This window comes from Serratia sp. H1w (assembly GCF_000633355.1).
Taxonomy (GTDB): domain Bacteria; phylum Pseudomonadota; class Gammaproteobacteria; order Enterobacterales; family Enterobacteriaceae; genus Chania.
On record NZ_AYMQ01000070.1, the window covers coordinates 1 to 25,445 of the forward strand.

Annotated in this window: 25 protein-coding genes and 4 tRNA genes; 21 read left to right on the forward strand and 8 right to left on the reverse strand. The window is 53.2% G+C overall.

The window, feature by feature from the left end; genetic code table 11:
• Positions 1-485: 485 nt before the first annotated feature.
• Positions 486-1,877, reverse strand: a complete 1,392-nt coding sequence (locus tag U869_RS0117290) for an MFS transporter (RefSeq protein ID WP_025120405.1) — start codon at positions 1,875-1,877, stop codon at positions 486-488.
• A 211-nt stretch (positions 1,878-2,088) separates the two neighbouring features.
• Here U869_RS0117290 and pncC point away from each other — a divergent pair, with 211 nt between their 5' ends.
• The 13 genes from pncC (at position 2,089) to luxS (ending at position 11,811) form a co-directional block, all read left to right on the forward strand.
• On the forward strand, positions 2,089-2,577 hold the full coding sequence (pncC, locus tag U869_RS0117295; protein WP_025120404.1) for a nicotinamide-nucleotide amidase: 489 nt from the start codon (positions 2,089-2,091) through the stop codon (positions 2,575-2,577).
• A 113-nt stretch (positions 2,578-2,690) separates the two neighbouring features.
• Positions 2,691-3,755 (forward strand): recombinase RecA, encoded by a 1,065-nt coding sequence (gene recA, locus U869_RS0117300; protein WP_025120403.1) that lies wholly within the window; start codon positions 2,691-2,693, stop codon positions 3,753-3,755.
• 60 nt (positions 3,756-3,815) lie between these two features.
• A complete protein-coding gene (recX, locus tag U869_RS0117305; RefSeq protein WP_025120402.1) occupies positions 3,816-4,346 on the forward strand; it encodes a recombination regulator RecX in 531 nt (176 codons plus the stop codon).
• A gap of 131 nt (positions 4,347-4,477) precedes the next feature.
• Positions 4,478-7,105, forward strand: coding sequence for an alanine--tRNA ligase (gene alaS, locus U869_RS0117310; RefSeq protein WP_025120401.1), 2,628 nt, complete (start codon positions 4,478-4,480; stop codon positions 7,103-7,105).
• 253 nt (positions 7,106-7,358) lie between these two features.
• Entirely contained in the window at positions 7,359-7,544 is a 186-nt protein-coding gene (gene csrA, locus U869_RS0117315; protein ID WP_004091602.1) for a carbon storage regulator CsrA, read from the forward strand.
• A 333-nt stretch (positions 7,545-7,877) separates the two neighbouring features.
• Positions 7,878-7,970, forward strand: a tRNA-Ser gene (locus U869_RS0117320).
• Between the two features lie 3 nt (positions 7,971-7,973).
• A tRNA-Arg gene (locus U869_RS0117325) sits at positions 7,974-8,050 on the forward strand.
• A 59-nt stretch (positions 8,051-8,109) separates the two neighbouring features.
• A tRNA-Arg gene (locus tag U869_RS0117330) sits at positions 8,110-8,186 on the forward strand.
• A 52-nt stretch (positions 8,187-8,238) separates the two neighbouring features.
• Positions 8,239-8,315 (forward strand) — tRNA-Arg (locus U869_RS0117335).
• 179 nt (positions 8,316-8,494) lie between these two features.
• Positions 8,495-9,061 carry a fructose-1-phosphate/6-phosphogluconate phosphatase gene (yqaB, locus tag U869_RS0117340; RefSeq protein ID WP_025120400.1) on the forward strand — a complete coding sequence of 189 codons (567 nt, stop codon included), beginning with the start codon at positions 8,495-8,497 and terminating at the stop codon, positions 9,059-9,061.
• On the forward strand, positions 9,058-9,486 hold the full coding sequence (locus tag U869_RS0117345) for a YqaA family protein (protein WP_025120399.1): 429 nt from the start codon (positions 9,058-9,060) through the stop codon (positions 9,484-9,486). The genes yqaB and U869_RS0117345 overlap by 4 nt, the downstream gene beginning before the upstream one ends.
• 81 nt (positions 9,487-9,567) lie before the next feature.
• Positions 9,568-11,130 carry a glutamate--cysteine ligase gene (gene gshA / locus U869_RS0117350; protein WP_025120398.1) on the forward strand — a complete coding sequence of 521 codons (1,563 nt, stop codon included), beginning with the start codon at positions 9,568-9,570 and terminating at the stop codon, positions 11,128-11,130.
• A 165-nt stretch (positions 11,131-11,295) separates the two neighbouring features.
• Positions 11,296-11,811 (forward strand): S-ribosylhomocysteine lyase, encoded by a 516-nt coding sequence (gene luxS, locus U869_RS0117355; RefSeq protein ID WP_025120397.1) that lies wholly within the window; start codon positions 11,296-11,298, stop codon positions 11,809-11,811.
• Between the two features lie 232 nt (positions 11,812-12,043).
• Here the strand turns inward: luxS and U869_RS0117360 are convergent, their stop codons facing one another.
• Both U869_RS0117360 and U869_RS0117365 read right to left on the reverse strand, forming a co-directional pair.
• Positions 12,044-13,333, reverse strand: coding sequence for an HlyC/CorC family transporter (locus U869_RS0117360; RefSeq protein ID WP_025120396.1), 1,290 nt, complete (start codon positions 13,331-13,333; stop codon positions 12,044-12,046).
• A 60-nt stretch (positions 13,334-13,393) separates the two neighbouring features.
• Positions 13,394-14,188 carry an inner membrane protein YpjD gene (locus U869_RS0117365; RefSeq protein WP_025120395.1) on the reverse strand — a complete coding sequence of 265 codons (795 nt, stop codon included), beginning with the start codon at positions 14,186-14,188 and terminating at the stop codon, positions 13,394-13,396.
• Between the two features lie 166 nt (positions 14,189-14,354).
• Between U869_RS0117365 and ffh the strand changes: the two genes are divergently transcribed.
• From ffh to U869_RS0117395, 6 genes are all read left to right on the forward strand, one after another.
• Entirely contained in the window at positions 14,355-15,716 is a 1,362-nt protein-coding gene (gene ffh, locus U869_RS0117370) for a signal recognition particle protein (RefSeq protein ID WP_025120394.1), read from the forward strand.
• Positions 15,717-15,931: 215 nt separating this feature from the next.
• A complete protein-coding gene (gene rpsP / locus U869_RS0117375; RefSeq protein WP_004932501.1) occupies positions 15,932-16,180 on the forward strand; it encodes a 30S ribosomal protein S16 in 249 nt (82 codons plus the stop codon).
• Between the two features lie 18 nt (positions 16,181-16,198).
• On the forward strand, positions 16,199-16,747 hold the full coding sequence (rimM, locus tag U869_RS0117380) for a ribosome maturation factor RimM (RefSeq protein WP_021182184.1): 549 nt from the start codon (positions 16,199-16,201) through the stop codon (positions 16,745-16,747).
• Between the two features lie 52 nt (positions 16,748-16,799).
• Positions 16,800-17,543 carry a tRNA (guanosine(37)-N1)-methyltransferase TrmD gene (gene trmD / locus U869_RS0117385; RefSeq protein WP_029987408.1) on the forward strand — a complete coding sequence of 248 codons (744 nt, stop codon included), beginning with the start codon at positions 16,800-16,802 and terminating at the stop codon, positions 17,541-17,543.
• Positions 17,544-17,620: 77 nt separating this feature from the next.
• Positions 17,621-17,977 carry a 50S ribosomal protein L19 gene (gene rplS, locus U869_RS0117390; RefSeq protein ID WP_025120393.1) on the forward strand — a complete coding sequence of 119 codons (357 nt, stop codon included), beginning with the start codon at positions 17,621-17,623 and terminating at the stop codon, positions 17,975-17,977.
• Between the two features lie 342 nt (positions 17,978-18,319).
• Positions 18,320-18,904 carry a hypothetical protein gene (locus tag U869_RS0117395; RefSeq protein WP_025120392.1) on the forward strand — a complete coding sequence of 195 codons (585 nt, stop codon included), beginning with the start codon at positions 18,320-18,322 and terminating at the stop codon, positions 18,902-18,904.
• A 36-nt stretch (positions 18,905-18,940) separates the two neighbouring features.
• Here U869_RS0117395 and U869_RS0117400 read toward each other — a convergent pair whose 3' ends face one another.
• From U869_RS0117400 to U869_RS0117425, 5 genes are all read right to left on the reverse strand, one after another.
• Positions 18,941-19,159 carry an ogr/Delta-like zinc finger family protein gene (locus U869_RS0117400; protein WP_025120391.1) on the reverse strand — a complete coding sequence of 73 codons (219 nt, stop codon included), beginning with the start codon at positions 19,157-19,159 and terminating at the stop codon, positions 18,941-18,943.
• Between the two features lie 101 nt (positions 19,160-19,260).
• Complete coding sequence (locus U869_RS0117405; RefSeq protein WP_025120390.1) at positions 19,261-19,773, reverse strand: lysozyme; 513 nt, start codon at positions 19,771-19,773, stop codon at positions 19,261-19,263.
• Positions 19,757-19,975 (reverse strand): holin, encoded by a 219-nt coding sequence (locus tag U869_RS0117410; RefSeq protein WP_025120389.1) that lies wholly within the window; start codon positions 19,973-19,975, stop codon positions 19,757-19,759. Before U869_RS0117410 ends, U869_RS0117405 begins: the two co-directional genes overlap by 17 nt.
• Positions 19,976-20,254: 279 nt before the next feature.
• The gene (locus tag U869_RS0117420) at positions 20,255-21,019 is read right to left on the reverse strand and encodes a YdiY family protein (protein WP_025120388.1); all 765 of its coding nucleotides are present in this window, start codon (positions 21,017-21,019) and stop codon (positions 20,255-20,257) included.
• Positions 21,020-21,223: 204 nt separating this feature from the next.
• Positions 21,224-22,570, reverse strand: coding sequence for an anaerobic C4-dicarboxylate transporter (locus tag U869_RS0117425; RefSeq protein ID WP_025120387.1), 1,347 nt, complete (start codon positions 22,568-22,570; stop codon positions 21,224-21,226).
• Positions 22,571-23,212: 642 nt separating this feature from the next.
• Here U869_RS0117425 and U869_RS0117430 point away from each other — a divergent pair.
• Complete coding sequence (locus U869_RS0117430; RefSeq protein ID WP_025120386.1) at positions 23,213-24,286, forward strand: 3-deoxy-7-phosphoheptulonate synthase; 1,074 nt, start codon at positions 23,213-23,215, stop codon at positions 24,284-24,286.
• A gap of 6 nt (positions 24,287-24,292) precedes the next feature.
• Positions 24,293-25,414 (forward strand): bifunctional chorismate mutase/prephenate dehydrogenase, encoded by a 1,122-nt coding sequence (gene tyrA, locus U869_RS0117435; protein ID WP_025120385.1) that lies wholly within the window; start codon positions 24,293-24,295, stop codon positions 25,412-25,414.
• Positions 25,415-25,445 lie beyond the last annotated feature (31 nt).

Consider the following 25,445-nt stretch of genomic DNA (forward strand, 5'->3'; position numbering starts at 1 on the left):
CTTGAGGTTTATTGGGTATAAGCGAGCTTTGATAAAAATGCCATACGCAGCAATGATTATTGTATTGGTTCGTTATTGATAAAAATTCTTGTTTGCCAGCGCGGCTAAGTAACCATGAATTAATAATGGTTTCTTAAGTTGCCGGTTTATTTAATTGCTAATTGGATAAATTGCATTTCGATTATCATTTTAATTATGTGTAATTATAATATAATTTGTCATTAATTAAATGGTTGGCTTTTTTTTCTGTGCGGGTTTTACTTATTTAATAAGTGGTGCTACCGGGTGGGATAAATAGAATAATTACATTGCAAAACTAACGATTTTTTCAGGATTGCTTGCTGTTACACTACGGGATAATAAAGTGATATTCTTTAAAAGTGTGAAGTTAAGACCTTTTATTTATTAGTTATACTACTGATTTCAATCGGTAGTATAAGAAAGCCTTCAGATTTTGAGGGCGTGGGGAGCCACGCCCGGCTAACCTATAGCATGGTGTAGGCTTTTTTCAGCCCGGTGTCTTCTTCTGGGTCTGCGCCTTGAGGATGGGCGGGCTCTTCTTCCAGCAGCGGTTCAGCCGATGGTGTTTCTGCTTGCGGATCGGGGGCAGCTTCCGGCGCAGGCATGGTCTCCTGAATGGTCTGCTCATCGAACGTTGGGTTCAAGGCCGGGGAAAGCGGGGAGCTGGAAAGGCTGTCTGGCATGGCGATATGAGGTACTGGCGCATCCTGCACAAATTGCGACTCATCCTGTTTGACCGTTCTGCTACAGGCCATAATCAACAGGCCACACAACGCGAAAAACACATACAGGATATTCCCACCCAGAGGTTGGATCAGCGCGCCAACGGCCAGCGGACCAATGCTGGCACCCACGCCAAATGCCATCAGCAGACAGGCGGCCAGGGATACACGGCGTTCTGGCTCAATCATGTCATTGGCCAGCGCTACCGCCAGTGGGTAAAGGGTGAACTGCAACATGCTGACCATGAAGCCGACGATCAACAACACCGGGAAATCGATATGGGGCAACAGGGCCAACGGTAAGGCAGCAATCACCAGCAGCAGCGCGTTAATCCGCATTAGCAGCGTGCGGTTGTAACGGTCCGACAGCCAGCTCAGCGGAAACTGTGCCACCAGCCCGGCAAAGATGGCGATGGCCATAAACAGGCCGGTTTGCTGAGTGGTCAATTCCTGCTGGCTGGCATACACCGGTGCCAGCCCGTAGAAGGAGCCGACTACCATGCCGATCACCAGCGTAGTGGCCAATACCTTCGGAATAGCACGCACAAAGTAGCGCAGTTCCATGGGGGCGGGTGACATATGCCGGGCATTGGTGCGGGTTGTCAGGGCGATCGGCACCAGGCAGAGGGAGAAGCACAGCGCGATGAGCAGCAGCGTGGTGATACCCAGATTGGCTTGCAGCATCAGCACGACCTGCCCCAGCGACATGCCAAGGTAGGAGGCCGCCATATAGAAGCCGAATACCATGCCGCGCTGGTTGGATTCGGACTGATCATTCAGCCAGCTCTCCAGCACCATGTACTGACACATCATACACAGGCCGATAATCAGCCGCAGTACCACCCAGACCGGGATGTACTCCGTCAGGCCGTGGCCAAGTACCGCAGCGGTAATGATCCCGGCGCAGGAGACATAGGCGCGGATATGCCCGACGCGGGCAATCAGAAAGTGGCCCACCTTGCCGCCGATCACCAGACCGATGTAGTTGGCAGCGATAATGGCCCCGATCAGGGCACCGCTGACGTTGATGGAGGTTAACCGCAGGGAAATGTAGGTGGTCAGCAACCCTGAACCCAGCAACATCAGCAGGGTGGTGGTATAGAGCGGAAAGAATACCCCTAACGTTTTTTTCACTCGGCCTTCCTGTTTTTGTCGAAGATTGATCCAATCCGAACAAACTGGCCTGCCGCAGCAGGCTGGACGCTAACCCCGATACTAGCAGTTCAAACAACGGCTTAAAACCGCAGTCCTGCGAAGCGCTTGGCATTTCGCCCTGCAAACCGCCTCAGAAGCTTGATAAATGCTACTATCGGGCGCATATACCTTGATTCATTAAGGAGAGGCAATGAGCGACAATCGGTTGCGTGAACTCAGTATTTCCGTCGGGCAAAGGCTAAAGGCCAGTGAGCGCTGGATCAGCTGCGCGGAGTCCTGTACGGGCGGCGGTATTGCCAAGGCAATTACCGATATTGCCGGCAGCTCGGCCTATTTCGATCGCGGCTTTGTGACCTACAGTAACGCGGCAAAGCATGAGCTATTGGGCGTGGCGGAAGCGACCTTGCAGGCGCATGGTGCGGTCAGTGAGGAAGTGGTACGCGAAATGGCGCAGGGGGCAATGCATGCCGCCAAGGCCGATCTGGCGCTTTCGGTCAGCGGCATTGCTGGCCCGGATGGTGGCAGTGAGGAAAAACCGGTCGGCACCGTGTGGTTTGGTTTTGCCGAACGCTCCGGCCGGGTGCTGGCGTGCAAGAGGCAATTTGCTGGCGATCGTGATGCGGTACGCCTGCAAGCCACGATTTTTGCGCTGCAAACGGCGCTTGATGAATTTTTGTAAAATTAGGCTTGATACTGTATGACCATACAGTATAATTAACGCAATTTCCGGCACGACATCTATTACAGCGGCAGTGTGGGGTAATACCGGCATTGCGCAACCAAGGAGCAAAAATGGCTATTGATGAGAACAAGCAAAAGGCGTTAGCTGCAGCACTGGGCCAGATTGAGAAACAGTTCGGCAAAGGCTCCATCATGCGTCTGGGTGAAGACCGCTCCATGGACGTTGAAACGATCTCCACCGGTTCACTGTCGCTCGATATCGCACTGGGTGCAGGCGGCTTGCCAATGGGCCGTATCGTTGAGATTTATGGCCCGGAATCTTCCGGTAAAACGACCCTGACTCTGCAAGTGATTGCCGCCGCTCAGCGCGAAGGTAAAACCTGTGCGTTTATCGATGCCGAGCACGCGCTGGATCCTATCTATGCCAAGAAACTGGGCGTGGATATCGACAACCTGCTGTGTTCTCAGCCGGATACCGGTGAGCAGGCGCTGGAAATCTGTGATGCGCTGACCCGTTCCGGCGCGGTTGACGTCATCATCGTCGACTCCGTTGCGGCGCTGACGCCAAAAGCGGAAATCGAAGGCGAAATCGGTGACTCACATATGGGGCTGGCGGCACGTATGATGAGCCAGGCCATGCGTAAATTGGCTGGTAACCTGAAGAACGCCAACACCCTGCTGATCTTCATCAACCAGATCCGTATGAAAATTGGTGTGATGTTCGGTAACCCGGAAACCACCACCGGCGGTAACGCCCTGAAGTTCTACGCTTCTGTCCGTCTGGATATCCGCCGTATCGGTGCGATTAAAGAAGGTGACGAAGTGATCGGTAGCGAAACCCGCGTAAAAGTGGTGAAGAACAAAATCGCTGCACCGTTCAAACAGGCAGAATTCCAGATCCTGTATGGCGAAGGGATCAACAGCCGTGGTGAATTGGTCGATCTGGGCGTGAAGCACAAGATGATCGAGAAGGCCGGGGCCTGGTACAGCTACAACGGTGAGAAGATCGGTCAGGGTAAGTCCAATGCCTGTAACTTCCTGAAAGAAAACCCGGCTATTGCTGCGGAACTGGACAAAAGACTGCGTGACCTGTTGCTGCACAGCAATGGCGAAGCGGTTGCTGCCGGTGCCGAGCAGGCCGATGACAATGAAGCAGAAACCAGCGAAGAGTTCTAATCTTTGCCGGTGGCTATACGCACTTAGCGGTGCGTATAGCGATCACCAAGGTCTTCAGATATGAATGATGCAGGCCAGCCAACTGGTAACCAGCAAAACGCGTTGATTAGCCGTGCGATGCGGCTATTGTCCCAACGCGATCATAGTGAAGCCGAGCTGCGCCGCAAACTTGCGGCGCCGTCATTTATGGCGAACGCCAAATTCGGCAACAAATCCCCCAAAGATACCCCCGAAGAACCTGTCGATCCCGCCATCGTTGAACAGGTGATTAGCTATTGTTACCAGCATAACTGGCTGGACGATCGCCGTTTCGCCAATAGCTTTATCGCCAGCCGTAGCCGTAAGGGTTATGGTGCTCAACGTATTCGCTCGGAACTGACGCAAAAGGGCGTGGACAAGGAAATTGTCCAGGACGCACTGGCAGAATGCGAAATCGACTGGTGTGAGCAGGCCAGGGAGATCGCGTTGCGCAAGTTTGGCGATCCGTTGCCGGTAGAATGGAAAGACAAGGCCAAAGTGTTGCGCTATCTGCTCTACCGCGGCTTCTTCCAGGAAGAAATACAGTCGATTTACCGTGATTTTGCGCAATGAATGCACACGGCGTTTTACTTCCCTCCGAAGAAAATTTATCTTATCCCCACATTTAGTTCGTGAGCCAGAGGATCTCGTCAGGATGTCGAGCCTCTCTCACGCGTCGTTATTCTAGTCTTTCCGGGAAAATTATGAGCAAGAGCACCGCTGAGATCCGTCAAGCGTTTCTCGATTTCTTTCATAGTAAAGGCCACCAGGTTGTAGCAAGCAGCTCCCTGGTACCTAACAATGATCCGACATTGCTGTTTACCAATGCCGGCATGAACCAATTTAAAGACGTTTTCCTGGGGCTGGACAAGCGCGCCTACTCGCGTGCCACCACTTCACAGCGTTGCGTGCGTGCCGGTGGCAAGCACAACGATCTGGAAAACGTCGGCTATACCGCCCGTCACCATACTTTCTTTGAAATGTTGGGCAACTTCAGCTTCGGTGACTACTTCAAACACGATGCCATCAGCTACGCGTGGGAACTATTGACCGGTGAAAACTGGTTCAACCTGCCAAAAGACAAGCTGTGGGTCACCGTCTATGAGACCGATGACGAAGCTTTCGACATCTGGCAAAAGCAAATCGGCGTGCCTGCGGAACGTATCATCCGCATCGGCGACAACAAAGGCGCGGCCTTTGCTTCCGATAACTTCTGGCAGATGGGTGACACCGGCCCGTGCGGCCCGTGCACCGAGATCTTCTTCGATCACGGCGACCATATCTGGGGTGGCCCTCCTGGTAGCCCGGAAGAAGATGGCGATCGCTACATCGAAATCTGGAACATCGTGTTCATGCAGTTCAACCGTCAATCAGATGGCACCATGTTGCCGCTGCCGAAACCTTCGGTGGATACCGGTATGGGCCTCGAGCGTATCGCTGCGGTGCTGCAACATGTGAATTCCAACTACGAAATCGATCTGTTCACCACCCTGATTGCCGCCGTTGCCAAACTAACCGGCGCAACCGATATGGGCAACAAATCGCTGCGCGTGATTGCCGACCATATTCGCTCTTGCGCCATCCTGATCGCCGATGGCGTGATCCCATCGAATGAAAACCGTGGTTATGTACTGCGCCGTATCATTCGTCGCGCGATCCGTCATGGCAATATGCTGGGCGCGAAAGACACCTTCTTCTACAAGCTGGTTGCTCCGTTGATCGAAGTGATGGGCCCGGCTGCCGACGAGCTGAAGCGTCAGCAGGCACAGGTTGAGCAGGTCCTGAAATCCGAAGAGGAACAGTTTGCCCGTACGCTGGAGCGCGGTTTGGCACTGCTGGATGACGAGCTGGCCAAGTTGCAGGGCGATACCCTGGACGGTGAAACGGCATTCCGCTTGTACGATACCTATGGTTTCCCGGTGGATCTGACCGCTGACGTCTGCCGTGAGCGTGGCCTTAAGGTCGACGAGCAAGGTTTTGAACAGGCGATGGAGGCCCAGCGCCGCCGTGCGCGTGAGTCCAGCGGTTTTGGTGCGGACTACAACAGCCTGATCCGCGTTGACGGTGCCAGCCAGTTCAATGGTTACGACCGTGAAGAGCAGCAGGCGAAAGTGACCGCTCTGTTCCGCGATGGCCAGCCGGTGGATGAGATCCATGCGGGCGAAGAGGCCGTGGTGGTGCTGGACGAGACGCCATTCTATGGCGAGTCGGGTGGTCAGGTTGGCGATAAAGGCGTGCTGAAAACCGCTGGTAGCGAATTCGTTGTTAGTGATGCGCAGAAATATGGCCAGGCAATTGGTCACCTGGGCAAGCTGACCAGCGGTTCGCTGAAGCTGAATGACCGCGTTGACGCGATCATCGACAGCGCACGTCGTAATCGTATCCGTTTGAACCACTCTGCCACGCACCTGTTGCATGCGGCATTGCGCCAGATACTGGGCGAGCACGTCGCGCAAAAAGGCTCGTTGGTTAACGACAAGTACCTGCGTTTTGACTTCTTGCACTCCGAAGCGATGAAACCTGAACAAATCCGTGCGGTAGAAGATTTGGTTAATCAGCAGATCCGTCGTAACCTGCCGGTGCAGACCGAAGTGATGGCGCTGGATGATGCCAAAGAGAAGGGCGCTATGGCCCTGTTTGGCGAGAAGTACGACGACCACGTGCGCGTGCTGACCATGGGCGACTTCTCAACCGAACTGTGTGGCGGTACGCACGCCAGCCGTACCGGTGATATCGGCCTGTTCCGCATCCAGAGTGAGTCGGGTACCGCAGCCGGTATCCGCCGTATTGAAGGGGTGACAGGGGAAGGGGCGATAGCTACCCTGCATCAGCAGAGCGATCTGTTACAGGATATTGCCCACCTGGTGAAGGGTGACAGCAATAACCTGACTGATAAAGTGCGTGCGGTGCTCGATCGCACCCGCGCGCTGGAAAAAGAGCTGCAACAGCTGAAAGATCAGCAAGCTGCGCAGGAAAGTGCTTCGCTGTCGAGTCAAGCCAAACTGGTTAACGGCGTGAAGCTGCTGGTCAGCCAGCTGGAAAACGTTGAGGCGAAGATCATGCGTACCATGGTTGACGATCTTAAAAATCAGCTGGGTTCAGCGATCATCGTGTTGGCAACGGTGGAAGAAGGCAAAGTCAGCCTGATTGCGGGTGTGACCAAAGATCTGACCGACCGGGTTAAGGCCGGCGAGCTGATCGGCAACATCGCACAGCAGGTTGGCGGCAAGGGCGGTGGACGCCCTGATATGGCTATGGCTGGGGGCAGTGATGCCAACGCCTTGCCTGCAGCATTAAACAGCGTAGAGGCCTGGGTGGCCGCGAAACTGTGAATATAAATAAATAGGCACGTTACTGGCGCCGTAATCCACTGTGGTTTACGGCGTTTTTAGACTGTGCTAACACAATGTAGTGACAATTGCGGGAACAAAGTTTTCCAAGTCGGCTAAACTTATCTTAATCTGGAGTGACACCAAGTCTGCTTACATTTATTGTGGGTTCTTGACTTACGTTTTCACTGTATATAATGGATAATGGCGGGGAAACTGAGAGACCCGACTCTTTTAATCTTTCAAGGAGCAAAGAATGTTAATTCTGACTCGTCGAGTTGGTGAAACCCTCATGATTGGCGATGAGGTTACGGTCACAGTGCTAGGGGTTAAAGGCAACCAAGTTCGTATTGGTGTGAATGCCCCCAAAGAGGTGTCTGTTCACCGTGAAGAAATCTACCAGCGCATCCAGGCCGAGAAGTCTCAACAGACGACTTACTGATTTCTAAGTAGCGTCTCGTTCTATAGCGAGACGCTCCTTGCTTTCCCTTCACCCGCTTTCCCCCGTTTTTCACGTTAGTTGCACTCTTCCCCACATTTTTATCCAAAATCTTTCTCCTGTGACAAAACGCTTTTCCGCAGTAACACGCCATTTTCCTGTTGATAAAGCACTCTTTTTGCCGTGAAATCGCTCATGTTGCCTGTGATTTGTGCAAACGCGCAGGAGTTGGGAAAAAATGTTTGACTTATAAACCCACGAAAGTAATATGTGCGCCACGCAGTGCCGATGAGCTTCTTTAAAAGCAAGTTAGGCACGATTCGTAAGAAGCGTACTGGTGAGGTGGCCGAGAGGCTGAAGGCGCTCCCCTGCTAAGGGAGTATGCGGTCAAAAGCTGCATCCGGGGTTCGAATCCCCGCCTCACCGCCATTTGCATCCATAGCTCAGCTGGATAGAGTACTCGGCTACGAACCGAGCGGTCGGAGGTTCGAATCCTCCTGGATGCACCATATTTTGCAGTATGGTGGGGTAGTAACAATACCATACGGTATCAAAAAAGAATTCCTGTGCATCCATAGCTCAGCTGGATAGAGTACTCGGCTACGAACCGAGCGGTCGGAGGTTCGAATCCTCCTGGTTGCACCATTCTTCAGTGAAGTTTCACGGAACGAAACAGATTCGCTACAAAAATTAGATTGCATCCATAGCTCAGCTGGATAGAGTACTCGGCTACGAACCGAGCGGTCGGAGGTTCGAATCCTCCTGGATGCACCATCTTCTTAGAAAAACCCGCTTCGGCGGGTTTTTTACTTTCTGATTCTCAACCCCTGCCTGTTACTTTCTATCTTGTGCTACCTCTCTTCTACACCGCATTTTCCGTCATGCTCTGGCAGCGACAACCTTTCGGCTTTACGCTAAAGTAGCTTTCTTTGCTCAATGGTCATGGAGTCACGATGTACGATCGCTACCAAGGTCTGATCTTCGACATGGACGGTACCATTCTGGACACCGAGCCGACGCACCTCAAGGCGTGGCATGAAGTGTTGGCACGTTACGGAATGAAGTTTGATGCGGCCGCCATGACAGGGCTGAACGGTTCACCGACCTGGCGCATTGCTCAGGCGGTGATTGCCGCCCATCAGGCCGATCTCGATCCTCACCAACTGGCCGCCGAGAAAACCCGTGCGGTAGAAAGCATGCTATTAGACACGGTGCGTCCATTACCGCTGATTGAGGTGGTGAAGTCATATCACGGCCGTCGCCCCATGGCGGTAGGTACGGGCAGTGAGCACCGGATGGCAGAGATGTTACTGCGCCATTTAGGGCTGTTCGACTGCTTTGATGCCATCGTCGGGGCTGATGATGTCCAACGCCACAAACCGGAGCCGGATACCTTCCTGCGCTGTGCGGAGTTGATTGGTGTGCCTCCTGAACACTGCGTGGTGTTTGAGGATGCCGATTTCGGCATTCAGGCGGCCAAAAGCGCCAATATGGCCGTGGTAGACGTTCGCACGTTGTGAGTAGTACGCTGGCGGTCATGTCGCTGTTTGGCAGCAGCTTCCTAAGTGCGACGCTGTTGCCTGGCAATTCAGAGATCGTGTTGGTCGCGTTGTTGACCAACAGCAGCGCTTCACCAGGTTTACTGGTGCTGGCTGCAACGTTGGGAAATACCCTGGGTGGGTTGACCAACGTCATTATCGGGCGCCTGTTACCGGCGTTGAAACCACAACGAGGGCTGGAAACGGCACTGGGTTGGTTACAACGCTTTGGCCCGGCTGCGCTATTGCTCAGTTGGGTGCCGGTTGTGGGCGATTTATTGTGCGTGTTGGCAGGCTGGCTACGCATGCCATGGGGCTTTGTCACGCTGTTCCTGTGTCTCGGGAAAGCGTTGCGTTACATCATCTTGACGATGATTACCCTGCAAGGGATGGCCTGGTGGCAATAACCAAGTGAATATAACTCAATATTCTCAAGGGAGTGGATTCAGTATGCTTACAGCTATCGTTTTTAGAAGCGGGAGGTCAATTTGATCCCGGACGTATCACAGGCGCTTTCTTGGTTGGAAGCCCACCCTCATGCATTAAAAGGGATCCGGCGCGGTATTGAGCGTGAAACACTGCGGGTAACCGCGGATGGCACGCTTGCCAGCACGGGTCATCCAGAACAACTGGGGGCGGCATTAACGCACCGTTGGATCACCACGGACTTTGCCGAGGCGTTGTTAGAGTTTATTACACCGGTTGACGACGATCTCGATCACTTGCTGACGTTCCTGCGTGATATCCATCGTCACGTGGCGCGTAATCTGGGTGATGAGCGTATGTGGCCGCTGAGCATGCCGTGCTTTATCGGCGCCGAGCAGGATATCGAGCTGGCGCAGTTTGGCACCTCCAATATTGGCCGGATGAAAACGCTGTACCGCGAAGGGTTGAAGAATCGTTACGGTGCGCTGATGCAAACCATTTCCGGTGTGCACTACAACTTCTCCCTGCCGTTGGAGTTTTGGCAGGCGTGGGCCGGCGTTGAGGATGAAGAGAGCGGTAAGGAGCAGATCTCCGCGGGTTATTTCCGCCTGATCCGTAACTACTATCGCTTTGGTTGGGTGATCCCTTATCTGTTTGGGGCATCGCCAGCCATCTGTTCCTCGTTCCTCAACGGCCGGGAAACCGATTTGCCGTTTGAGCGTAATGAGCAGGGCATGTGTTATCTGCCTTATGCCACCTCGCTGCGTCTGAGCGATCTGGGCTATACCAATAAGTCGCAGAGCAATCTGGGCATTACCTTCAACGACCTGCAAACCTATGTGCAAGGTCTGAAGCGCGCGATCGCCACGCCTTCGGAAGACTATGCCAAGCTGGGGGTGAAAGAGGGCGATCGCTATCTGCAACTGAACAGCAACGTGTTGCAGATCGAAAACGAACTCTATGCCCCGATCCGGCCAAAGCGTGTCACCCACAGCGGTGAGACACCGTCAGATGCTCTGCTACGCGGCGGTATCGAATATATCGAGGTGCGCTCGTTGGACATCAACCCATTCTCGCCAATCGGTGTGGATGCGGTACAGGCGCGTTTCCTGGATCTGTTCCTGGTGTGGTGCGTATTGGCGGATGCGCCGGAAATGAGCAGCGATGAGCTGCTGTGCACCCGTAAAAACTGGAATCGCGTGATCCTGGAAGGGCGTAAGCCAGGTCAGACTATCGGCATCGGTTGTAACGATACCCGTGAACCGTTGGATAAGGTCGGTAAAGCGCTGTTTGACGATCTCAAGCGGGTGGCTGAAGTATTGGATAGCGAAGCTGGCGATCGGCAATATCAACAGGTGTGCGAACAACTGGTCGCGGCGTTTGACGATCCGGAGCTGACGTTCTCGGCCCGTATCCTGAAGGAAATGAAGGCGCAGGGCACCGGCCATGTTGGCCTGGAACTGGCGGAAAAGTATCGCCAAATGCTGATTGAAGAACCGCTGGAACTGTTGACCGAAGAGCAACTCGCTCAGGAGCAACAGGCCTCGTGGCAGCGCCAACGCGACATAGAAGCCAGTGATACGCTAAGCTTTGAACAGTTCCTGAAGGAAAACGGCGGGGGCTGAAAAAGAAAAAGGCCACATCACTGTGGCCAAATATACATCTCTGAAAACAGGGATGATGATAACAAATGCGCGTCTTTCATAGATTAAGACTCGCAGGGTTGGAAAAGGTTTCATCGGTACGAAAATAATTTCGAAATAAATTCATTTTACGAATGAGGTGACGACATGCCATTGCTGGATAGCTTTACCGTAGATCATACTCGCATGGCGGCCCCGGCTGTCCGTGTAGCTAAAACCATGAAGACTCCCCATGGCGATACCATCACCGTATTCGATCTGCGTTTCTGTCGCCCGAATCTGGAAGTGATGCCGGAGCGTGGGATCCATACCTTGGAGCATCTGTTCGCCGGCTTCATGCGCGATCACCTGAACGGTAACGGCGTGGAGATCATCGATATCTCGCCAATGGGCTGCCGCACCGGCTTCTACATGAGCCTGATTGGCGTACCGGAAGAGAAACGCGTCGCCGATGCCTGGCAAGCGGCGATGGCCGATGTGCTGAAGGTCACCGACCAGCGTAAGATCCCTGAGCTGAACGAGTTCCAGTGTGGTACTTACCATATGCACTCGCTGGAAGAGGCACAGGAAATCGCCAAGCATATTCTTGAGCACGGCGTCGTCGTGAATCATAACGAAGAGCTGGCGCTGCCAGAAGATAAGCTGCAAGAGTTGCACATCTAGTTTGCTCTGGGGAAATGGTGTCGTGCTGGTTATCCGGCGATCGCTGTTTCCCCTCACCCCAACCCTCTCCCCAAAAAGGAGAGGGGGGTTAGTTCGGTGTCGTGGTCAGCCACAAGGATCTGATTCAATGCCGTGGTCAGGTAATTATCTGTAACTGATAGCGAGCTCGATCGGTCCCCTCTCCTTGGGGAGAGGGTTAAGGTGAGGGGAATAACACTGAAATTACAAAGAATTAATGGTTCTGCACGCTGGCCTGCAAGGATTTGATTGGCGTGACGCGCACCTGCTTGATCATATTGTCCTGCACGTCGAGGATATCGATATCATAGTGGCTGATGCGTACCCTGGTACCGATGTTGGGGATCTCTTCCAACTCTTCCAGCAGCATGCCGTTGATGGTTCTAGCCTCGGTGGCTGGCAGCGTCCAGTTAAACGCCTTGTTCAACTCACGTACGTTGGCACTGCCGTCGATCAGCACCGAGCCATCGCTCTGCGGATTGACTTCCTCCGCCAGCGTCGGTGACATCGAGGTGGTGAAATCGCCGACGATCTCCTCAAGAATATCCTCAACCGTTACCAGCCCCTGGATATCGCCATACTCATCGACCACAATGCCGACCTTCTCTTTGTTGCGCTGGAATTTCACCAGTTGCACGTTGAGCGGCGTGCCTTCTGGCACGTAGTAAATCTCATCGGCTGCACGTAGCAGATTCTCTTTATTGAACTCTTTTTTCTCGGTCATCAGCCGGTAGGCTTCACGTACGCGCAGCATGCTGATGGAGTCGTCCAGCGAATCGCGATACAGCACGATGCGGCCATGTGGGGAGTGGGTTAACTGGCGCATGATCGACTTCCAGTCGTCATTGATATCAATGCCGACGATCTCATTGCGCGGCACCATGATGTCATCCACCGTCACCTTCTCCAGATCCAGCACTGAAATCAGCATGTCCTGATTACGGCGCGAAAGCTTCGACTGGGACTCGTTAACAATGGTGCGCAACTCCTCTTTGCTCAATGCGCCGCTGATGCGTACGTTGGTGCGGATGCCGAAAATCCGCAACAGCAGGGTGGTAATGCCGTTGAGCAGCCATACCAGCGGGAACATGAGTTTTTGCAGCGGTGCCAGCAGGAAGCTGCTGGGGAAGGCGATACGTTCGGGATAGAGGGCGGCAAAGGTCTTGGGTAACACTTCGGCGAACAGCAGGACGACAAAGGTCAGCACCCCGGTGGCAATCGCCACACCAATGTCGCCATACAGGCGCATCCCGACGATAGTCCCCAGCGCAGAGGCCAGGATGTTGACCAGGTTGTTGCCAATCAGCACCAGGCCAATCAGGCGGTCAGGCTTTTGCAGTAGCTTCTCTACCCGGCGTGCGGCACGGTTGCCCTGTTTGGACAGGTGACGCAGACGATAGCGGTTGAGCGTCATCATGCCGGTTTCGGATGCTGAAAAATAAGCGGAGACCGCGACCATAATCACCAGAATGAAAATGAGAGTCTCTGTCGAAACGTGCTCCAACGCGGTATTCCTTATGTAGGGGAGAACAGTGCCTCAGCGGAGCGATGGAGCGCCGGACGATCAGCGCACAATCATCAGTTCCTGCAGCAGGCGGCTGCCGAAGTAGGCCATGGTAAGCAGAAAAGAGCCGGCAAAGCTGAACCAGACCACGCGGCGGCCACGCCAGCCTTCGTGATAGTGGCCCCACAGCAGCACGATGTAGACAAACCAGGCCATGATGGACAGCACGGCCTTATGCACGTTTTCTTTGCTAAACAGGTTGTCCATATACAGCAGGCCGGTACACAGCGTCAGCGTTAGCAGTACCACACCGATCTGCGTGATATGAAACATCTTACGCTCAATACTCATCAGCGGTGGCATATCGGCACTGAAACGCAGTTTTTTATGTTTCAGCAGGTAATCAAGCCAGGCGAGTTGCAGGGCGTACAGCGTGGCGATAATCAGCGTGGCATAAGAGAACAGTGCCAGGCCGATATGCACCATCAGCTCCGGGCTGGCTTCCAGATGGGTGATAAATTCCCCAGGCAGGAAGCTGGCAAACGCCAGGTTGATCATCGCAAAGCTGTAGACGATCGGCAGCAGGAACCAGCCACGATCGCGGGAGGCGACGTAGGTCATCACCGAACAGATAATCAGGCCAACGATCGAACCAATGTTCAACAGGCTGAGATTTTGCCCGGCGCTGACGTCAAAGATGCGCTGCTGGAGGGCGATAGCGTGGCAGACCAGCGCCACCACGGCCGAGACCAGGGCCAGCCGACGGTATGCGCTATTCTTCCGCAACAAACTGGGAATGATCAGTCCAAGGCTGAGCAGGTAGGCCATCAAAGCCACAAGAGAGAATACTGGCATAGCGTTATTTAGCATCGGCATGGTTAATTGGATTGCCAGTATAACGTCCAGCGCTCCCTACTCCAACCAATCTCCAACGCTGAGGCAGAGATCGTCAAAGCAACGTGTTATAATCGCCGCAATTGTGTCGCCACTGCGGCCTGACTCTTACGTTGAGCATGAGACGATGTTTGAAAATTTAACCGATCGATTGTCGCGCACACTGCGCAATATCAGCGGCCGCGGGCGGCTGACCGAAGAGAACATTAAAGAAACCCTGCGTGAAGTGCGGATGGCATTGCTGGAAGCGGACGTCGCGCTGCCGGTCGTGCGTGACTTCATCAACCGAGTGAAAGAGAGCGCGGTTGGCCATGAAGTTAACAAAAGTCTGACGCCGGGCCAGGAATTCGTCAAAATTGTCAAGAGCGAGCTGATTGCCGCGATGGGCGAGGTAAACACCGAACTGAATCTGGCGGCACAGCCTCCGGCGGTGGTGTTGATAGCAGGCCTGCAAGGGGCGGGTAAAACCACCAGCGTGGCCAAGCTCGGCAAATTCCTGAAAGAAAAGCAGAAGAAAAAAGTGTTGGTGGTTTCCGCCGACGTGTATCGCCCAGCGGCGATCCGGCAGTTGGAAACCCTGGCGGAAGGTGTCGGCATCGACTTCTTCCCGTCAGACGTGAAAGAAAAACCGATCGACATCGTTAACCGTGCGCTGCAACAGGCCAAGCTGAAGTTTTACGACGTATTGATCGTCGATACCGCGGGCCGCTTGCACGTAGACGAAGCGATGATGGACGAAATCAAGCAGGTGCATGCGGCGATCAAGCCGGTGGAAACCCTGTTTGTGGTCGACGCCATGACCGGCCAGGATGCGGCCAATACCGCCAAAGCCTTTAACGAAGCGCTGCCGCTGACCGGTGTGGTGCTGACCAAGGTCGATGGTGATGCGCGCGGCGGTGCGGCGTTGTCTATTCGCCACATTACCGGCAAGCCGATCAAATTCCTCGGCGTGGGTGAGAAAACCGACGCGTTGGAACCGTTCCACCCGGATCGCGTGGCTTCACGTATTCTTGGCATGGGCGATGTGCTGTCGCTGATCGAAGATATCGAAAGCAAGGTTGACCGCGCACAGGCGGAAAAACTGGCTAACAAGCTGAAGAAAGGGGACGGGTTCGATCTGACCGACTTCCTGGATCAGCTCAAGCAGATGCGTAATATGGGCGGTATGGCCAGCATGCTGAGCAAACTGCCGGGCGCTGGCCAACTGCCAGACAACGTCAAATCGCAGATGGATGACAAAGTGCTGGTACGCATGGAGGCGATCATTAACTCAATGACGCTGAAAGAGCGTGCCAAGCCGGAAATTATCAAGGGTTCTCGCAAGCGTCGTATTGCGATGGGCTCCGGCATGCAGGTGCAGGATGTTAATCGGTTGTTAAAACAATTCGATGATATGCAGCGCATGATGAAAAAGATGAAAAAAGGCGGCATGGCGAAGATGATGCGTGGCATGAAGGGTATGATGCCACCGGGCTTCCCAGGCCGTTAAAATCCTGTCACAGGCTTGCTGTGGCAGGGTTTGCCGATTTGCCGTTCGCGGTAAAAACCGTCCGAAAGCGTGATGGTTCAAAAACGAATTGCTGGCAATCTACGCTTTAGATTGCTTTTTGCGCCAAAATGAGTAAAATTTTCGGGCTTTTTATATTGCAACCGGGCACCGTCCCTCAATGGGGCCCGGCTGTTTTATTAACTAAAGAGGATGTTATGGTAACAATTCGTTTGGCACGTGGCGGCGCTAAAAAGCGTCCGTTCTATCAAGTAGTAGTAACCGACAGCCGTAATGCTCGTGATGGTCGTTTCATCGAGCGTGTAGGTTTCTTCAACCCAATCGCATCTGGTCAGGCTGAAGCACTGCGTCTGGACCTGGATCGCATTGAGCACTGGGTTGGTCTGGGTGCTACCGTTTCTGATCGCGTTCACGCGCTGATCAAAGACGCTAAGAAAGCAGCTTAATCTGTCGCGGTGGTGGCAATGAGCAAGCAACTCAAACCGGTAGCACCTAAGCAGCCGATTGTACTCGGTAAGATGGGGTCTACTTACGGCATTCGTGGTTGGCTCAGAGTATTTTCATCCACCGAGAACGCCGAAAGCATATTTGACTATCAGCCCTGGTTAATCCAGCGCTCTGGTCAGTGGCAGTTTGTCGAGTTGGAAGACTGGAAACGCCACAGTCAGGATCTGATCATCAAGGTCAAAGGCATTGACGATCGGGATGCGGCGAATTTACTGACCAATTGCGAGATTGTGGTAGATTCCGAGCAGTTGCCTCCGCTGGAAGGCGATGATTACTACTGGAAAGACCTTATGGGCTGCCAGGTAGTCACCACTTCCGGATACGAGCTGGGTAAAGTCATCGATATGATGGAAACCGGTTCTAACGACGTGATGGTCGTGCGGGCAAACCTGAAAGATGCATTCGGTATGAAGGAGCGGTTGGTCCCGTTTCTTCATGGGCAGGTTATCAAGAAAGTCGATCTCGCCGCCAAGATTATCGAGGCTGAGTGGGATCCTGGTTTTTGACCTCCGGATTTAATGGTCGAAGCAAGTGGAATAACAAAATGGGGATTGGCTGGTGTTCATTGGTATCGTAAGCCTGTTTCCTGAGATGTTTCGCGCAATCACCGATTACGGGGTAACTAGCCGGGCAGTAAAAAATGGCCTGCTGAGCGTGCAGTGTTGGAGTCCACGTGACTTCACCTACGACCGGCATCGTACCGTGGACGATCGCCCTTATGGCGGCGGCCCGGGAATGTTGATGATGGTGCAACCCTTGCGGGAAGCCATTCATGCAGCAAAAGCAGCGGCAGGCGAGGGAGCAAAGGTGATTTATCTGTCACCTCAGGGGCGCAAGCTGGATCAAACCGGTGTGCGCGAACTGGCGGCTAACCAGAAGATGATCCTGGTGTGTGGCCGCTACGAAGGGATAGACGAGCGCGTGATCCAAACCGAAATTGACGAAGAATGGTCAATCGGCGATTACGTTCTCAGCGGCGGTGAACTACCGGCAATGATCCTGATCGATTCGGTCGCCCGCTTTATACCGGGTGTTCTGGGCCATCAGGCTTCGGCAGAGGAAGATTCCTTCGCCGATGGATTGCTGGACTGCCCGCACTATACCCGCCCAGAGGTGTTGGAAGGGATGGAGGTTCCGCCAGTTCTGCTGTCGGGCAACCATGCCGAGATACGTCGCTGGCGCTTAAAGCAGTCGCTGGGCCGTACCTGGCTTAGAAGACCTGAACTTCTAGAAAGCCTAGCTCTGACTGACGAGCAAGAGGTGTTGCTGGCCGAGTTCCAACGGGAACATCAGGCTAAGTAACAGGACTATGAAGGGAACGTCTGAGCATAGTCTCGACGAGACCGATATATCAGTTTACCTAGGGTAAGAGACATATTATGAGCAACATTATTAAGCAAATTGAACAAGAGCAGATGAAGCAAGACGTACCTGCATTCCGTCCAGGTGATTCCCTGGAAGTGAAGGTATGGGTCGTTGAAGGCAGCAAAAAACGTCTGCAGGCATTCGAGGGCGTGGTTATCGCTATCCGTAACCGCGGTCTGCACTCTGCATTCACTGTTCGTAAGATTTCCAACGGCGAAGGTGTTGAGCGTGTATTCCAGACTCACTCCCCAGTAATCGACAGCATTACTGTTAAACGTCGTGGTGCCGTTCGTAAAGCCAAACTGTACTACCTGCGTGAACGTACTGGTAAGTCTGCTCGTATCAAAGAGCGTCTGAACCGCGTAAACTAACGCTGCATCCAAAAAGTTAATAGTTATCAGGGGCTTACTGTTATGGTAAGCCCCTTTTTTTGTTGGTGCGTCGGCTAGACTGCCGCTTTGGGGTGCACGCCAAGGCGATTTATTATCAATGCGATGTAAAATAACGACAGTAGGTTTGCAACAGAGCGATAGCCACTCTCATGGTATGAAAGAAGAGAGAGAGTCTGTTTCATAAGGCATTTTCTATAGCATTATCCTCCCCCGTTCTGACACGGCTTAGCCATCGGCGTTATTGACAGTGATCTTCTTTTAATGACAAGTTAGCGCACCAGCGAGAACGCTGACGCCTCACTGTCCCGGGAAGGGTACATCATGAACATGCGTTTTTTTTCAAGTTACCTCATCGTTTTCTTATCAAGTTACTTTTTTTGTAGCCACTTAAGCGCCGCCAGTACCGGCACATTGACGATAAAGTTTGGCCAGACAACCGAGGATACGTTTACATCGACACACCCTGAGGCGGTAAAAGTGGGGGTCAATGATGCTCTGGGAGGGAATATCTACAAGGAAATGCCTAACGACAACAAGGAGGTGAACAGAGAGATCGTTTTCGAAGGCCTGAAGAATGTCTTGATACTGTTTGATAAAAACAAGGCGTTAACTGCCTTGCAACTTGAATTTAAAGGTGATTACTTTGGTATGCTCAGTAAGCTTCTGGCAAAAAAATACACCGCAGGGATAAAAAAGACCTCATTTATAGGAAGCAGCTACATGGCACTCTCCAACGAAGGGGTTTCTATTTACCTGATGAGATCTTACTTCTTTTCCAATACCTCATTGCTGTTTATAAAAACCAAGGTGAAAGATGAAATTTTAACCACAGCACCTGAGGATATTCTTGGGGATGAGGAAGAAACGCTGGATTACATAGTGCAACGCAGTTTTTCAGCAATCTGAGGGGGATTACCGTTATGGCAATCCCCCTTCATTTGATTACATCGCGGCGGCGCGCTGTTTGCCTTCTTGTGGATGAGGCTGCGCCGGAATGATGTCGCCGGGTGAAACGATGACCCGGGCCACGGATTCATGGGTGGCAAAGGTACAACTGCAATTAATGTTACGACATTGGTGATAGCGTTCTTTGGTCGACTCACTCAGATAGCGGCTGGAGCGAGTGTGTGCCACGCTACCACATAGTGGACAATGCATCATAGAAACCCCCCTCTTGATAAAACGGTGAAAAACTATTCGTTAACGCTGGCTCGAAAAATCACTGGGCGAGCCTTTCTTTCCCCTGGGTAACTGGTGGTGTTTTACGTACTGAGGCCTTGCAGACACAGTTCGCGTTCGGCGGCCCGCCGGCGTTCCAACCCGCGATTTTTGACACCGTTGACATAAATCCAGCGTGGTAACTGGTCACATGCCTGCTGCCACTGGCCCTGGTTGAGGAAATACACCAGGGTAGAGCGGCAGGCGGCACCGGAACCCACGTTGAAGGCAAATGCCATGATGGCGTCATAAGTGGCTTGGGGCATCTGTTGTGGCAGACAGGCCGCCATGCGCTTCTCCATCCTGAGGATATCTTCCAGCAGGTTTTCCGCCGCCTGTGTGGGTGTAATGGTTTTTCCTGGAATAACACCAGCGGTATGACCGACACCTTGGGTCCAAACCCCGGCGCTGCATTGGTACGGGGTTAACTGACACCCTTCAAAGTCTGCAATCAGCTTCAGCCCTTGTTCTGAGGTCTGGATGAGCTTGGCCTGCGGCAGCAGCATGGCGATGGCCAGAATGACCACAGCGCTGCAACGTTTAACGATTGAGTTCATCAAAAATCCTCCGTGCTGCCGCATCGCGTTTGATGCTTTTCAGGATCTGCAGACTCTTGCGTCTGTAGTACCAATTGACCAGGAAGGTGCCGATCCCGACCGCCGCACCAATCAGAAAGGCGACATCCTGCGGTGAGAGCTTGCCAAGCCAGGCGAGAAACAGCGCCGCAGAGTAGGTAATGAATGAGGTTAATCTCTCCATCGCGTTAACCCCACATCCACTGCCGCAGTGGGCTGTTCGGGAGGAAAACGCGACTGTTGGCCACGATAAGCGGGTCGATGCTGTCCTCGTTTGCCGGGTCTATCATGGTTTTTACCTTAGTAATAATTACTGTATATACATACAGTATTAATCAAAATGCTAAAGTCGTCAAGCAAGGAAATGACTATTTTTAGCAAAATGTTCAATGCGCTAGCGGACATAAAAAAAGCCCATTAATTATGGGCTTAGAGGAAGGGTGTTGGACGTTGCAGGACGAAATTACAAACCGTAGACCAGCGTGACTGACGTGGTGGTATCGGTGTTTTTTGGCGCCGAGGCCGGTGGTTTGGTGTTGTAGACCACCGTGTAGGCCAACCGCAGGGCGAAGTCGTTATTGATGGCGACGTTTAACGCGGTTTCGGAGTTTACGGTGGTTTCGTCGTTCGCCAAAGCGGACAGGCCTTCGGATAAACGGGCCGTGTCTGTCAGCTTGTAGGAATAGTTGGCTGCGCCATAGGCCAGAGCGCGGGTGGTGCGGCCACCGCCGTGGTATTCATCATGGCGTACGCCAGGACCGAATTCGACACGCAGATCCTGACGTGGGTCGCTAAAGATCTGACGCCCGTAGCCGCCAGTCAGCGTAGAGCGGGAGTCGTAACCGTTGTAGCGATCGTTCAACCAGCCTGCCTGACCGAACATATAGTTGCGGGCCGTCAGATTATAACGGGTACGACCACCGGCCTGGTATTTCTCGGAGGAGCGTACGTTGGAAGACGTGGTGTTGTTCGCCGAGCCCCACAGGCTGTAAGCCGTATCGCTGTTAAACCAGGTCATGGTGGTGTTGGCCAACAGGGTGGAGTTCTGTGTGTTGCCTGACTGGGCGTTGTAACCCGCCTGAACATTACCATCAAACGGCTTCTTGGCGGTGGCCGGATCGTCCATCGCGGTGAATAGGGTATTGTCGGCGAATACGGAAACACTGGTGAAGGCGGTCAAGCAGCTAAAGAACAGCGGAATGGCGCGACGAGCGCGTAAAGAGAGCATTTTGGATCCAGTAGTTAAGTGTGATTATAAGTGATGGCGCTCACATTATATCGGTTCGCTGAGGGGACAAAAATAGGCCTGGTTAGCTTAAGTTTTTAATTTAACGGGGGGACTTATGCACTTTTCGTCTACTGATAACGTTGGCTTTTTGGCGTGGTGTTAACGACGGCAACGGGGAGGAGTCCGTTGCCGTCAGAAATGCGATTAAAGGAAGGTCATCACCAGCAGATAACCGGTAATGCAGGAGCACAGCACGCCGATCAGGCCAGGGATAATAAAGCTGTGGTTGATGATAAATTTGCCGATACGCGTGGTGCCAGAGCGGTCAAAGCCGATGCAGGCCAGATCGCTTGGGTAGGTTGGCAACACGAAGTAACCATAGGCTGCCGGGAAGAAGGCCAGCAACATTTTAGGCTCGACGCCTAACTGCAAGGCCATTGGTGCGACGGCGGCCAGGGCTGCGGCCTGGCTGTTAACCAGTTTGGAAACCAGGAACAAGACGATGGCGTAAGTCCAGGGTTGGCTTTTCACTACGTCTTCCAGTACGACCTTCAATTCCCCCATATGCGCCTGGAAGAAGGTATCGCTCATCCATGCCACGCCGAAGACCGAGAAGATGGCGACCATTCCCGCTTTAAATACCGCACCGTTGGCGATATCGCTAGGTTTGACTTTGCAGCCCATCAGGATCACCGCACCGGCGATCAGCATCATCATCTGGATCACCAGATTCATCGACAGCGGTTTCAGCACGCCCTTGGCATCGGCAAAGGAGGGGCGCAGATCGGCAAAGGCACCGAGCATGACCACGATAGCGATAGCGCCGAAGAAGATCAGCGTCGACCAGTAAGCCTGCTTAGGGAATTTTTGATTGAGCAACGTTTCGGTGCCGCCATAGATATAGGCGCGCTGCTCGGGATCCTGGATCCTGGCCTGGAACTCTGCATCCTTATCCAGATCTTTACCGCGACGCAGGCTCCACAGCGCCGCCATCAATACGCCGACCAGCGAAGCCGGTATCGACACGGCCAGAATTTCCAGCAGCGAGTAGGCTTTGCCGATGCCATGGCCGGCAGCAATGATCGAAACCAGTGACACCACGGCGACGGAAACCGGGGAAGCAGTGATGGCCATCTGTGAAGCGACAGAGGCGACGGCCATTGGGCGTTCCGGGCGGATCCCTTTTTTAATCGCGATATCAGAAATGATCGGGAACATGGTGTATACAACGTGGCCGGTACCGCACAGGAAGGTCAGCGCCCAGGTGGTAAAAGGGGCGAGCAAGGTAATGTGCTGCGGGTGGCGGCGCAGTAGCCGCTCGGCGTATTGCATCATGACGTTCAGACCGCCAGCGGTTTGTAACACCGAAGCACAGCCGATCACCGCCAAAATGGTGAGCATGACATCTACTGGCGGTTTGCCGGGTTCCAAACCGAATATAAAGCAAAGCAGAAATAAGCCAATACCACTTATTAAGCCCAGCCCCATGCCGCCAAATCGGGTGCCGACTAATAGGCAGATAATAATAATTGCAAATTGCAATGTGATCATGAGAGTCCCTTGTCTGAAAGAAAAAACTGCTAATGCTCATCGCTCCTCAGTGCAGGCAGTACGGGCTCTGTCTTCGCAGAGTAACCCTAAAGAGGTGCGAGCGATTTATGCCATAGTTATTTATTTGGCGGGGGATAACTGTGAGATCCCGCAATATTTATTCAATCGACGTTATTATTCTTTGCACAGAGAAACAAATGGATAAAGATTGAAAATCAATTGCCAGTTAATTGTAGGATAAATGTATTTTAGTTGTTTAATTTGGCGCGTGGTTAATTTGCCTGCTAAGGGTTTGCCGCCTAAGCTCATCGGTGAATGGCTGTTTTTTGAACACGGCAGTGTCAATGCATGAGCTATTTGTGTGTTCATTTTTATTTACACTAATGGGTTTTTAACAAGATGACCAGAGGCGATTTCTCATCGTGGATGGGGCGATAATTTTTTAATTTCATGTTTTTAAACAGTGTGTTGTTTGTTTTTGTTGTTCTCCTTGGTGTATTGGTGGGGCCTGTATTTGGTGTGGTAATTTTTTATTTACAGTAAATGGATTGAAAACTTTACAAGGAGTGGTTAAGGTAGCACCTGAAACGCTCAATATTTTCACTACGCTCACGCATAACGGCAAACGACAGGAATAGCATCATGCAAAAAGACGCGCTCAATAACGTACATATCAGTGCAGAACAGGTTCTGATCACCCCGGAAGAGCTGAAGAACCAGTTCCCACTCAGTGCCAGCGATGAAACTGAAATCGCTGCCGCCCGCCAAACCATTGCCAATATTCTTAAAGGGCAGGATCACCGTCTGTTGGTGGTCTGCGGGCCATGTTCGATCCACGATCCTGATGCCGCGCTGGATTACGCGCGTCGTCTGCAAACCCTGTCGGCTGAATTGAGCGATCAGCTATATATCGTTATGCGCGTCTATTTTGAAAAGCCAAGAACCACCGTCGGCTGGAAAGGTCTGATCAACGATCCGTACATGGACGGATCCTTTGATGTCGAAGCAGGTTTGCACATTGCGCGTCGCCTGCTGCTGGATCTGGTCGGTATGGGCTTGCCGTTGGCGACCGAAGCGTTGGATCCGAACAGCCCGCAATACCTGGGCGATCTGTTCAGTTGGTCGGCGATCGGTGCGCGTACGACAGAATCTCAGACACACCGTGAGATGGCTTCCGGTCTTTCAATGCCGGTGGGCTTCAAAAACGGCACGGACGGCAGCCTGGGCACGGCAATCAACGCGATGCGCGCCGCTTCTATGGCACACCGCTTTGTCGGCATCAACCAGGCCGGGCAGGTTTGCCTGCTGCAAACTCAGGGTAACCCAGACGGCCATGTGATCCTGCGTGGCGGGAAAACCCCGAACTACAGCGCCGAGCACGTTGCCGCCTGCGAAAAACAGATGCAGGAAGCGGGACTCCATCCGTCCTTGATGATAGATTGCAGCCATGGCAACTCAAATAAAGACTATCGCCGTCAGCCTGCCGTTGCCGAGTCCGTGGTTGAGCAGATCAGAGCGGGTAACCGTTCGATCACCGGTATCATGCTGGAAAGTAATCTGCATGAGGGCAGCCAGTCTTCTGAACAGCCGCGCGTGGATATGCGCTACGGCGTTTCAGTGACCGATGCCTGCATCAACTGGGAGAGCACGGAGACGCTGCTGCGCCAAATGCATCAGGAACTCGGCGCTGCGCTGATGGCACGTACTGGAGAGTAGTGAGTTATGGTGGCTGAACTGACCGCGTTACGCGATCAAATTGACGAAGTGGACAAAGCGCTGCTGGCCCTGTTGGCGAAACGCCTGGAGTTGGTGGCGGAAGTGGGGGAAGTCAAAAGCCACTACGGTTTACCGGTCTACGTACCCGAGCGAGAGGCTGCGATGCTGGCCTCTCGCCGTCAGGAAGCGGAAAGCCTTGGCGTGCCGCCCGATTTGATCGAAGACGTGCTGCGCCGTGTCATGCGCGAATCCTACACCAGCGAGAATGACAAAGGCTTCAAAACGCTGTGCCCGCAGCTGCGTCCTATCGTCATTATTGGCGGTAATGGCCAGATGGGCCGCCTGTTCAACCGGCTGCTGACGCTGTCGGGTTATCAGGTGAAGGTGTTGGATCAGGAGGATTGGCCGCAGGCGGATAATCTGCTGGCGGATGCCGGTATGGTGATTGTCAGTGTACCGATCCATATCACCGAGCAGGTGATCGCCCAACTGCCGCCGTTGCCGCAAGACTGTATTCTGGTTGATCTGACCTCGGTGAAGAATCGTCCATTACAGGCGATGCTGGCTGTACACAGCGGACCGGTATTGGGGTTGCACCCGATGTTTGGCCCGGATGTGGGCAGCGTAGCCAAGCAGGTGGTGGTGTACTGCGATGGTCGTCAACCAGAGGCCTATCAGTGGCTGCTGGAGCAGTTGCAGGTTTGGGGGGCGCGTTTGCATCGTATCAGCGCCGTCGAGCACGATCAGAACATGGCCTTCATCCAGGCGCTGCGTCACTTTGCCACCTTCGCTTATGGCCTGCATCTGGCCGAAGAGAATGTGCAACTGGAGCAGCTACTGGCGCTTTCTTCACCGATCTATCGGCTGGAGTTGGCGATGGTAGGGCGGCTATTTGCTCAGGATCCGCAGCTGTACGCCGATATCATCATGTCTTCAGAGGACAACATCCATCTGATCAAGCGTTACTATCAGCGCTTTGGTGAGGCGATCAAGTTGTTGGAGCAGGGTGACAAGCAGGCCTTTATTGAAAGCTTCCAGAAGGTGGAGCACTGGTTTGGGGATTACGCCCAGCGCTTCCTGGTCGAGAGCCGTTCGTTGCTGCGGCAGGCGAACGACAGCCGCCAGTAACTAACGCCCCTCACCCTAACCCTCTCCCTTT